The following is an 11,500-nucleotide window of genomic DNA, read 5'->3' as shown; positions in this document are numbered from 1 at the left end:
GGAGCGGCACATCAGGTTCGAACTGATGACCTCAACCTTGGCAAGGTTGCGCTCTACCAACTGAGCTAGTGCCGCTTTAATCACTATTTAATGTGCAGAGAGTTCAACCAAGGTTGCGCTACTCTTTATATCCACACTGAACTAGTGCCGCTTTATTCTTTCTTGCAACACCTAAGGTGTTACAACTAAACAAGCATTAAGCCGTGGCTTCACGTTGTTTAGGGCTGCGAATTATACGAGGAATTTTTACCTTTGCAAGAGCTGCAATTAAAAAAATTACAGCTCTTAAACTGTTTGTTTAGTTTTCGCCCAGTTTAAAGAAGGTTTTTTGATAGTGCTGCATTTCAGCAATAGATTCTCGAATATCATCTAGCGCTAAGTGAGTTCCGCTTTTAGTAAAGCCATCAAGAATTTCTGGCTGCCAACGGCGCGCTAATTCTTTCACCGTGCTCACATCAATATTTCGGTAATGAAAAAACTGCTCTAGCTCAGGCAAATACTGGTGCATAAAACGGCGGTCTTGACCAATGCTATTACCACACATCGGCGAAACACCTTTAGGCACCCATTGCTTGATAAAAGCAATAGTTTGCTCTGTAGCTTGCTGCTCGTTTACCGAGCTAGCTCGCACGCGATCAACTAAACCAGAGCCAGTGTGAGTATTAGTACACCACTCATCCATACCCGCTAATACTTCATCAGATTGATGCACAGCAATCACTGGCCCCTCTGCAAGTATGTTTAATTGAGCATCGGTAATGATGGTAGCAATCTCTAATACGCGATCGCTGATGGGCTCGAGACCAGTCATCTCCATATCAACCCAAACTAAATTCTGTTCGCTAACAGTCATGTTGACCCTATTTATATGTGGAAATATTTTCCGCAAATCTTTTTGATAAGCGGTATCATAGCGATTTATTACACTTACTTGAATAGTAGTTTTCGTGACCAAGAGAAAGAAACTGAGCCAAGGTCAACTTCGCCGCGTGCGAAGCAACCAACAAAAGCGCCTCAAAAAAGAAGATAGTCACCAATGGTTGGACGACCAATTAGGTCCCCAACAAGAAGGCACTATCATCAGCCGCTTTGGTCAACATGCCGATGTTGAATCCAGCAGTGGGGAAATTTTCCGTTGTAATATGCGCCGCTCAATTGGCTCTTTAGTCAGCGGAGACGAAGTTGTATGGCGTGCTGGTAACGAAGAGCAGTCTGGCATTCGAGGCGTTATTGAAGCTTGCCATGAGCGCCGCTCAGTACTCACTCGCCCAGATTTTTACGATGGAATTAAAGCCATTGCCGCTAACATCGACCAAGTCGTGATAGTTTCAGCAGTACTGCCCGAGTTCTCTACTAACATTGTTGATCGCTATTTAGTGGCAGTAGAAGATGTTGATTTAAAGCCGATCATTCTGCTCAATAAAGTTGATTTATTAGATCTAGAGCAGCGTCAAGCCATTGAGGCTCAGCTCGAAAACTACCAAAAACTCGGCTACACGGTCATTTTTGCCAGTACTAAGCAAGCAGAGGGCTTAGACGACCTCACTCAACAACTGACCAACAAAACCAACATTTTTGTTGGCCAGTCGGGCGTTGGTAAAAGCTCATTGGTTAATAGCTTATTGCCTGAACAGAGCATCGATACCAAAGAAGTCTCAGAAGTATCCGGGCTTGGCCAACACACCACCACTACCGCGCGTTTGTATCATTTAGAATGTGGCGGCAGATTAATTGACTCCCCCGGCGTTCGAGAATTCCAATTGTGGCATTTAGAAAATGAACGTGTTGCGTGGGGCTTTATTGAGTTTCGTCCTTGGCTGAATCAATGCCGTTTTCGTGACTGCAAGCACCAAGGTGATCCTGGTTGTGCTATGCAAGAAGCGATAGACTCTGGCAAAATTTCGCAACAGCGATTTGATAGTTACCAGCGTTTATTAGAAACAATGGAAAGTAACAAACCTTCACGGGCGATTCCCGGGAAAAAATAATTCACCAGACCATGAGAATATAGAGTGTTAGACAAAATTAAAGTTGCCGCCCAGTACTGCTTTCCACAGCATGGTTTATCTCGCTTAGTGGGTAAGCTTGCCCAAGCCGAAGCAGGAAAACTCACTCATTGGGTGATTAAAAAATTTATTAATCGTTACCAAGTAGACATGAACGATGCGGTAAACAGCGAACCTAGTGCCTACCCCAGTTTTAATGCGTTTTTTACTCGTCCACTAAATCCAGGCACTCGCCCTTTAGTAGATGGCGACTCTAATTTAGCCCATCCAGTAGACGGAGCAGTAAGCCAATTAGGGCCCATTCAGCATGGCCGAATTATTCAAGCTAAGGGCCATGATTACAGTGCGCGAGAGTTACTTGGTGGTGATAAAGAGCTTGCCGAAGCATTTAACGATGGTGACTTTGCCACTATTTATTTAGCCCCAAAAGACTACCACCGCATTCATATGCCTTGTAAGGGTAAGCTGCGAAAAATGGTCTATGTGCCTGGCCAACTGTTTTCGGTTAACCCGCTAACTGCCGCTAATGTGCCTAACTTGTTTGCCCGCAATGAACGCGTAGTGGCTATTTTTGATACTGAGTTTGGCCCTATGGCCATGGTATTGGTCGGCGCCACTATTGTTGCTAGCATTGAAACCATTTGGTCTGGCACAGTAACGCCACCAGGCAGCAAGCAGGTGTTTACTTGGGACTACTCTGATCAAGATATTAGCCTAGACAAAGGTGCTGAAATGGGTCGCTTTAAGCTGGGTTCAACCGTGGTAATGCTATTTGCTAAAGATGCCATTGAGTTTGAACAGTCACTCGCGCCAACAGTGAGCACCGTAATGGGCACTCATTTCGCCAGTAAAGCCCAGTAAAATACTACCAAGTCTTGAAGGCTAGCCCTTCAAGACTGATTCAATTCTGCTTATTATTACGCTAATTCAATTATTTAATATAAAATAAATAACAATCACTAGCGCACTTAACTTGGCTCCTAACGAATGACACCAACGCTTTTACTCCGCTGGCTTGCTTTGCCTTTACTGATATTTTGTATGGCGGCTCAAGCGAACGTGGGTGGCGAAAACCACTTAAAAAGCTTAATTGGTTCCTTAGATACCCAACCCAGTAACCTCAATACTCAGCAGCAACAGCTGATTTATGAAGAATCTTTAGCTTTGCTTAAAGAAGGCAATGACTACCGAGAAAAAGCCAAATATTACCGTAGCATTATTAATAATTTTTCGCGGCTGCGTAAAGATTTACAAGACAAGCTTAACCAGTATCAAGCACCTGAAATTAGTCAGCTAGATACGCTAAATTCTAATCAACTCACCGAACAACTAAACACTTGGCAAGCCACACTTAACAGCAGCAGTGCCCGTATTGATGAACTTAAACAACGCCAATTCGCCATAGATTTAGATGTTAGTGAGCACCACCAGCGCAGTGGTCCACTGCGTCAGCAACTAAGCTCCTTGCGCAGCAAGCTAGAGGCTCTGCAATTTGGTGTGCTTAGCGAAGTAGAAGAAGCCCAACGTGTTCGCACACAAGTGAACGAAGCAAGCTTAACTGCTCAATTAGCCATGTTAGAGCTAGCCGCACAAAGTGCCAACCAACGTAATGAACTACTGCAACTAGAGATAAGCCTGTTACAGCGCCAACAATTTTCTCAAAAACGGATTGTTGAAGAACTAAAAAATCGCCTATCTCAAGAACATCGCGCCGAAGCACAACGTTTATCGGAGCAGTTAGCCTTTACCGCGCCCGAGCTTTTAGAACTGCCCCTCGTGAAAGAGGTCGTGGATCAAAACCAACATATTCAACGCCAGTTGTCGGCCTTGTTTGACCAAAGCGAGCAAATTGCTCTGCTGCAGCAACACGCTAACAACGAGTTAGAACACATTAAACTCACCTTTGCCAACTTCAAAGAACAGGTATCGTGGCTAAAAGTAACCCGGTCTTATGGCGAATATTTGCGTGAACAGATCAGCAGCTTACCCAAGGCAAAAACCTTAGCGCCCATAGAACAACAGATTATTGAAGTGAGGATTAGCAAACATCGCCACCAAAACTTAATTTACACTTTGCGTAGCCAAGCCCAACAACAGGCTAAACAGCAGCTTATTGCATCCCTAAGTGACGAACAGCAACAGATACTGCGCAAACACCTCAAACTCAATCAGCAACTATCCGATAAATATCAACTTGAATTAGATTCTCGTTTATTTGAATTAGCCCGTCTTAAGCTAGATTACTCCAAACTCAATGACGAACTGCGCATTATTAACCAAGAAGCCAATCAAGAGCTGTTTTGGACGGCAGATGTAAAAGCCATCGACCTTAGCTTTTTTAGTGATGTTCGCCAATCCGTTATTTGGCTATTGAATATCCAACAACTCAAACAGCTGAAACTCTCGATTCAAAACTTATCTTGGTTATGGCTGGTTTGGTTAAGTTTAGTGGCGGCAAGCATGGTGTATGTGCGTCATTTAAAAATGCACTGGCTAAAGGGCTATTTACAACGTATTGACTCTAAAACCGGCAACATTACCCGCGATAAATTTCACTATACCTTGTCGAATTTATTGCTTAGTGCAGCGCTAGCCACTCCCTTAGCCCTGTTTATTGGAAGTGTTGGATTCGCCCTAAACTACAAGTGGGAATATGCCTTTTCTCGGGATGTTGGTGATGCGCTAATCAACGTAGCACTAGTATTATGGCTATTTCATCTGCTACAACAGTTTTGCCAGAAAAACGGTCTGCTCAATACCCACTTTAAGTGGCCACTGGTCAACATTCAGCAGGCCATTACCCTTATTCGCCGTTTAGTTTACATTAGCCTGCCGCTGGTTTTTGTTCTTAACCTTTGTATTCTACAAACCAGCCAACCAGCATACAGTGGCCTAGCCCGTTTAGCCTTTATCGGGCTGCTGTTATGGGTAGCTTACGGCTTTCACAGTATTTACCGTATCGAGCTTCCGGTTAACTACCGTTTAGATATTTTTAAAGCACCGCAACTGGCCAAAAAGCTGATTTGGGGAGCGGCAATTAGTATTCCTTTAATGGCGGCCTTAGCCTCTGCCGCAGGCTTTTTTGCCACTGCGTTTACCGTATATTGGCAAGTGGTGCTGAGCTTTATTATTGCCGTGGTATTTATGCTTAGCTACCTGCTTATTCATCGCTGGATGCTACTGCAACGTCGCCGAATTGCCTTTGACCGCGCCAAAGTGCGCCGCGCAGAGATGATTGCCCAGCGCCACGCCGAAGACGAAGATCCAAGTATATCTAGCGAAGGCTTTGTTGAAGCGATTGAAGAACCCGTCATCGATCTAGATACCATTAGCGCTCAATCTTTAGGGTTGTTGCGCGCCGCGTTAATCTTAGCGCTGGTATTAGTACTGCTGTTTAGCTGGTCTGAAATGACCAGCGCTTTCTCCTTCCTAGATAATATTACCTTATGGGAAAGTAATACCAGCCGCGCGGGCGTAGCAGCGGTCAACGAAATTACTCTGCGCTCACTGGGTTCAGCCTTATTAGTATTCTTTTTTGCCATGCTGTTGATTCGCAACCTGCCTGGCTTGTTAGAGCTAATGGTATTGCAGCACTTGTCGTTAAACCCAGGAACGGGCTTTGCCATCACCACAATGATCAATTACATGGTGATTCTATTTAGTATTTTTAGTGGCTTTGGATTACTCGGTATTGAATGGTCTAAATTACAGTGGTTAGTAGCAGCTCTCACCGTTGGTTTGGGTTTTGGCCTGCAAGAAATTTTTGCTAACTTTATTTCTGGTTTAATCATCTTATTTGAAAAACCCATTCGAATTGGCGACACCGTCACCATTCGCGAACTAACAGGCACTATTTCCAATATTGAAACTCGCGCTACCACCATTGTGGATTGGGACAGGAAAGAGATTATTGTGCCCAACAAGGCCTTTATCACCGAGCAGTTTATTAACTGGTCATTGACTGACCCAATAACTCGTGTGGTACTCATGGTGCAAGTTAAACAAGGTTCCGACAACAACTTGGTGACACAGATATTGCAAGAAGCGGTGGAAGCAAACAGCTTAGTATTAACCAACCCACAACCTGAAATTTACTTCACCGAATATACTAACAACGGCATGAAGTTTGAAATGCGAGTCTATGTAAGTGAGATGCGTTATCGCTTACCGATGACCCACGAGTTGTACACTTTGATCAACGACAAGTTTAAGGCGAATAGCATAGACATCGCCTACCCACAATTAGATGTATCTCTCAATTCTTAGTTGAGGCTTTGGGTATCGTAGAGCTTTAAAAAAACCGTTATTTCAAATAATTAGCTCAGAGATCTTAGAACATGGCCTTGCATAAACACCTTAAGCTGTTGGTTTGTTTAATTGTTCCCCTACTTATTTTAGCGCTGCCTACCAGCGCAATTCCTTTAGCTGACCTCACCATAGTACAGCACCGAATCATTGCCATTTTTGTAATGGCGGCTTTGCTGTGGATTTTTGAGCCAGTGCCGGTATTTGCCACCTCATTACTGATCATTACCCTTGAGTTAGTACTTATTTCCAACCAAGGAATTAGTGTGTTTATCGCCGATACTGGCAGCGCACCAATGGGCGACTTATTGCCTTACACCAGCATTTTTAATGCCTTCTCTTCGCCCATCATTATCTTATTCATGGGTGGTTTTGCTTTAGCGATTGCGGCATCTAAGTTTGAACTAGATAACAATCTTGCACGGGTACTATTAAAACCGTTCGGCAAACGCATCCCAATGATTATGTTAGGCATTATGCTGATTACCGCCATCTTCAGCATGTTTATGAGTAATACTGCCACCACGGTCATGATGCTCGCTATTGTAGGCCCACTTATTGCCGCAGCCCCGCGCAACGATCTCGGCATGAAAGGGCTTATTTTGGCGATTCCGGTTGCTGCCAATACCGGTGGCATTGGTACTCCTATTGGTACTCCACCTAACGCCATCGCCCTGCAATATATTCCTGAAGGCCAAGTTACCTTTGCGTCTTGGATGGCTTTTGGTATTCCCTTTGTCATTATTCAGCTCGCTATTGCTTGGTTTTTATTATGTAAACTTTACCCATCAAAAACCGGAGTATTGGAGCTAAATCTTAAAGGGACTTTTCAAAAAAGTACTCGCGCCTACATTGTTTACGCCACCTTCGCCTTAACTATTTTATTGTGGTTAAGTACCGCTTGGCATGGCATGAACAGCTACGTGGTGGCGATTATTCCGCTCGCCGTATTCACCCTTACCGGCGTAATCGGTAAAGACGACTTAAAGCTATTTAACTGGGACGTACTGTGGTTAGTAGCCGGTGGTATCGCTATGGGCATGGCCTTAGAAAAAAGCGGATTAGCCGCAAAAATCGCCACCTCAATCGACTTCTCTAGCATGCCGACTTTAGCGGTGATTGTGGTGCTGTCGATAGTCTGTGTGGTTATGGCTAATTTTATGTCAAATACTGCAACAGCAAACTTGATTATGCCAATAGCAGCGGCGGTAGCTACCAGCTTAAGTGGCTTAGATGGCGATGGTGGTATCACCACATTGTTGATTATTGTCGCGCTGTCGGCGTCGTTAGGCATGATGTTGCCTGTCAGTACTCCGCCTAACGCCCTTGCCTACTCTACCGGTTTTATTGAGACTAAAGATTTGATCAAAATTGGCGGGGTTATGGGAACCACCGGCTTGGCATTGCTATACATTGCCATGATGGTTATTTTGTAACAGCCCAACTAAAAAGGGAGCAATTGCTCCCCGCTCTCCCTACGTAATACTAAGCTCGCTCGATACTAAAACTTTGCACTTGCTGAATATTGTCGGTTTCTAGCGCTAGCATCAATAAACGGTCAATGCCCAAGGCCACGCCAGCACACTCTGGCAAACCTGCAGCCAAGGCAGCTAAAAAGCGTTTATCTATCTGCGCGGGGGCTAAACCATATTGCTCTCTCACTTGCTGGTCTTTAGCAAAACGCTGTGCTTGTTCTTCTGCATCGGTTAGTTCATGAAAACCATTGGCTAGCTCTACGCCTTTAAAATAAAGCTCAAAGCGCTCAGCCACTTGGGGATCGGTAGCTGAAATTTTAGCTAAAGCAGCTTGCGAAGCAGGGAAGTGATAAACAAAACAAGGCCGCTGCTGGCCGATATACGGCTCTACTCCCAAAGAGAATAGCAATTGTAAAATCGTGTCTCGGTCAGTTTCCTGCTCAACTAAATCGGCCACCGACAAACCCTTCGCTACTTCAACAAAATCGGCATGGCTAGCACTTAATGGGTTAATGCCTAGGCTTTGCTCAAAGGCCTCAACATAAGTTAGCCGTTCAGCGCTACCACAAGCCAGCACTAAGTCTATCAGCGTGTCCATTTCGTCCATTAAAGCGAAATGGTCAAAACCCACGCGATACCACTCCAGCATTGTAAATTCTGGGTTGTGAAAGCGCCCAGCTTCTTCATTGCGAAATGCCTTTGCTATTTGATAAATACATCCGCTACCCGCCGCCAGTAGGCGCTTCATATGAAACTCTGGCGAGGTTTGCAAATACAAGCTCATGGAGTGAGGCGCAGCCGGCCCAGTTAAGGTGGTGGCAAAGCTATGTAAATGAACATCACTCACGCACGCTTGACTCATGCTTGGTGTTTCTACTTCCATCACTTTTCGCGCGGCAAAAAAGCATCTGATTTTGTTAATGATTTCTGCTCTAGCTTGAAGAGTCTCGATACTTGCAGAGGGTTGCCAAAGTGTTTCAGACATGCAAATTTTTTCCTGCATTGAGTTAGTTTTTATCGCGAGGTTTTATACCACTTTGCTAACAAAAGCGGGAGTTATATCTCAAAAGACAAATTATCTCGGAAGCCTGCTCAAAGTAGCGCCAATATTTGATTTTAGTCAAACATCAAAAAGCGAATACCCGCACAATCATTGTAGGCTTATTTCGTATGGAGAAAAGCGTGGAAGTAATCAAAACTGATGTCGCCATTGTTGGCGCTGGGGGAGCAGGCTTACGTGCTGCTATTGAAGTTGCCGAGCAACACCCCGAGTTAGAAGTGGCTCTCATTTCAAAAGTATACCCAATGCGCAGCCACACGGTTGCCGCCGAGGGTGGTGCTGCTGGTGTAGCCCAAGACCACGATAGCTTTGATAACCACTTTAACGACACCGTATCCGGTGGCGATTGGTTATGTGAGCAAGACGTAGTGGACTTTTTTGTTGAGCGAGCCCCCAAAGAACTGACTCAACTTGAGCACTGGGGTTGTCCGTGGTCTCGCCGACCAGACGGCAGCGTTAATGTTCGCCGCTTTGGTGGAATGAAGATCGAGCGCACCTGGTTTGCTGCAGACAAAAGTGGCTTTCACATTCTCCACACCTTATTTCAAACCTCGACTAAATACCCCAGCATTAAACGTTACGACGAGCACTTTGTTTTAGATTTAATCGTAGAAGACGGCCAAGTAAAAGGCGTGATTGCCCTTGATATCGCCGAAGGCGTAGCCAAATTGATTCAAGCCAAATCGGTGATTATTGCTACCGGTGGCGCAGGCAGAGTGTATCGCTTTAATACCAACGGCGGCATTGTTACCGGTGACGGCATGGCTTTGGCCTATCGCCATGGTGTAGCACTGCGAGACATGGAATTTGTGCAATATCACCCAACGGGCTTACCTGGATCAGGGATTTTGATGACAGAAGGTTGTCGTGGTGAAGGCGGTATTCTTACCAATAAAGACGGTTACCGTTACCTGCAAGATTACGGCTTGGGACCTGAAACGCCAGTCGGCGAACCTAAAAACAAATACATGGAACTTGGCCCACGCGACCGCTTAAGCCAATGTTTTTGGCAAGAAGCCCAGCTAGGTCGCACCATTGAAGGGCCGAATGGCGACTATGTTCACCTCGACCTGACTCACTTAGGCGAAGATTATTTATTAGAACGCCTGCCGTTTATTTGTGAGTTAGCCAAAGCTTACATGGGTGTAGACCCCGTGAAAGAGCCAATCCCAGTTCGCCCTACTGTGCATTACACCATGGGCGGGATTGAAACTGACGGCCGCTGTGCCACCTCACTAAAAGGCTTATACGCCGCTGGCGAGTGTTCTTCGGTAGGTTTACATGGCGCTAATCGCTTAGGGTCTAACTCACTAACCGAGATTACCGTATTTGGCCAAGTCGCTGGAGAATCTGCAGCACGTAATGCACTAGTTTCAACCCATAGCGATAGCGCTTCACTACTTGCCCAAGCAGAGCAGACTCTAGCGAAGTATCAAGCCTTAAAAACCAATCAAGGTGATGAAAAGACTTCTGATATTCGCAACGAACTCGGTCGCACCATGGAAGATGGCGTAGGTATTTACCGCACCGAAGAAGCAATGCAGACAACTATCGATAAAATCGCCGAGTTAAAGCAGCGCTATAAAAACATTAAGTTAGTCGACGACAGTGAAGTATTTAATACCGAGTGGCTGTATGCCGTAGAGCTTGGGTATTTGTTAGATGTGGCAGAGTCGATGGCTGTTTCGGCGATTAACCGTAAAGAGAGTCGCGGCTCTCATCAACGCATTGATGGCTTTGAGCAACGAGACGATGTGAACTATTTAAAACACACCTTAGCGAATTACCGCCCCGATATGGCGCCCGAAATTAGCTACAGCGATGTGAAAATCACTAAATCTCAACCTGCAGAACGTGTATACGGCGCCGCCGCCGATGCTCAAGAAGCAGCTAAAAAACAAGCGGAGGCGAAGTAAAATGGCTGAAGTGATGAAAATTGAGATCTTACGCTATCGTCCAGAAACCGATAAAGAGCCGGTATGGCAAACCTTTGATGTGCCTTTTACTCGCGAGATGTCGCTATTAGAAGCTTTGGCTTACATTAAAGATGAACTAGACCCAACCTTAAGCTATCGCTGGTCTTGCCGAATGGCGATTTGTGGTAGCTGCGGCATGATGGTGAATGGGGTACCTAAATTAGGTTGTAAAACCTTCCTGCGTGATTACCCTAAAGGAATGAAGATTGAAGCCTTAGCCAACTTCCCTATCGAGCGTGACTTGGTGGTTGATATGAGCGACTTCATCGAGAAGCTTGAGTCAGTTAAGCCCTACATCATTAACGATAATCCTAAATCGCTAGATGATGGTTGCCACACTCAATCACCTAAAGACATGGCGCAATATAAGCAGTTTTCCATGTGTATTAACTGTGGCCTTTGTTATGCGGCATGTCCGCAGTATGGTTTGGATAAGTCATTCACTGGACCTGCCGCTTTAGCCATATTGCATCGCTATAACCAAGACAATCGTGACGCTGGTAAAGCAGAGCGAATGAAGATAGTTAACGCCGAAGAAGGCGCTTGGGGCTGTACCTTTGTTGGTTACTGCTCACAAGTTTGCCCCAAAGACGTAGACCCTGCAGCAGCAATTCAACTTGGAAAAGTAGATAGCGCTAAAGACTATGTGATTGCCATGTTCAAGCCAGGAGAGTAAGC

At 45.3% G+C, this 11,500-nt stretch carries 8 protein-coding genes and 1 tRNA gene; 6 read left to right on the top strand and 3 right to left on the bottom strand.

The features are described from left to right. Nucleotides 1-2: 2 nt before the first annotated feature. Nucleotides 3-75 (bottom strand) — tRNA-Gly (locus Q4592_RS08285). A gap of 223 nt (nucleotides 76-298) precedes the next feature. After that, complete coding sequence (gene orn, locus Q4592_RS08280) at nucleotides 299-853, bottom strand: oligoribonuclease (RefSeq protein WP_303511859.1); 555 nt, start codon at nucleotides 851-853, stop codon at nucleotides 299-301. Nucleotides 854-947: 94 nt separating this feature from the next. Between orn and rsgA the strand changes: the two genes are divergently transcribed. The 4 genes from rsgA (at nucleotide 948) to Q4592_RS08260 (ending at nucleotide 7,747) form a co-directional block, all read left to right on the top strand. Then, nucleotides 948-1,988 carry a small ribosomal subunit biogenesis GTPase RsgA gene (rsgA, locus tag Q4592_RS08275; protein ID WP_303511857.1) on the top strand — a complete coding sequence of 347 codons (1,041 nt, stop codon included), beginning with the start codon at nucleotides 948-950 and terminating at the stop codon, nucleotides 1,986-1,988. Nucleotides 1,989-2,012: 24 nt separating this feature from the next. Then, on the top strand, nucleotides 2,013-2,867 hold the full coding sequence (gene asd, locus Q4592_RS08270) for an archaetidylserine decarboxylase (protein ID WP_303511855.1): 855 nt from the start codon (nucleotides 2,013-2,015) through the stop codon (nucleotides 2,865-2,867). 126 nt (nucleotides 2,868-2,993) lie between these two features. Further along, nucleotides 2,994-6,272 carry a miniconductance mechanosensitive channel MscM gene (mscM, locus tag Q4592_RS08265; protein ID WP_303511853.1) on the top strand — a complete coding sequence of 1,093 codons (3,279 nt, stop codon included), beginning with the start codon at nucleotides 2,994-2,996 and terminating at the stop codon, nucleotides 6,270-6,272. A 71-nt stretch (nucleotides 6,273-6,343) separates the two neighbouring features. Further along, on the top strand, nucleotides 6,344-7,747 hold the full coding sequence (locus Q4592_RS08260) for an SLC13 family permease (protein ID WP_303511851.1): 1,404 nt from the start codon (nucleotides 6,344-6,346) through the stop codon (nucleotides 7,745-7,747). Nucleotides 7,748-7,796: 49 nt separating this feature from the next. Here Q4592_RS08260 and epmA read toward each other — a convergent pair whose 3' ends face one another. Beyond that, nucleotides 7,797-8,771: an elongation factor P--(R)-beta-lysine ligase gene (epmA, locus tag Q4592_RS08255; RefSeq protein ID WP_303511849.1), complete on the bottom strand. Its 975-nt coding sequence runs from the start codon at nucleotides 8,769-8,771 to the stop codon at nucleotides 7,797-7,799. Nucleotides 8,772-8,968: 197 nt separating this feature from the next. Between epmA and frdA the strand changes: the two genes are divergently transcribed. After that, a complete protein-coding gene (gene frdA, locus Q4592_RS08250; RefSeq protein WP_303511847.1) occupies nucleotides 8,969-10,762 on the top strand; it encodes a fumarate reductase (quinol) flavoprotein subunit in 1,794 nt (597 codons plus the stop codon). A gap of 1 nt (nucleotide 10,763) precedes the next feature. After that, nucleotides 10,764-11,498: a succinate dehydrogenase/fumarate reductase iron-sulfur subunit gene (locus tag Q4592_RS08245; RefSeq protein WP_303511845.1), complete on the top strand. Its 735-nt coding sequence runs from the start codon at nucleotides 10,764-10,766 to the stop codon at nucleotides 11,496-11,498. Nucleotides 11,499-11,500: the final 2 nt, after the last annotated feature.

This window comes from Agarivorans sp. 1_MG-2023 (genome assembly GCF_030548385.1).
In the GTDB taxonomy this organism is placed as follows: domain Bacteria; phylum Pseudomonadota; class Gammaproteobacteria; order Enterobacterales; family Celerinatantimonadaceae; genus Agarivorans.
Note: the sequence above shows the minus strand (reverse complement) of the source record. Positions and strands in the feature narration are given on the sequence as shown.

Bases quoted from the DNA above. Each gene is read 5' to 3' on its own strand.
- mscM (WP_303511853.1), top strand. From the start codon at position 2,994: ATGACACCAACGCTTTTACTCCGCTGGCTTGCTTTGCCTTTACTGATA.
- Q4592_RS08245 (WP_303511845.1), top strand. From the start codon at position 10,764: ATGGCTGAAGTGATGAAAATTGAGATCTTACGCTATCGTCCAGAAACC.
- orn (WP_303511859.1), bottom strand. From the start codon at position 853: ATGACTGTTAGCGAACAGAATTTAGTTTGGGTTGATATGGAGATGACT.
- Q4592_RS08260 (WP_303511851.1), top strand. From the start codon at position 6,344: ATGGCCTTGCATAAACACCTTAAGCTGTTGGTTTGTTTAATTGTTCCC.
- epmA (WP_303511849.1), bottom strand. From the start codon at position 8,771: ATGTCTGAAACACTTTGGCAACCCTCTGCAAGTATCGAGACTCTTCAA.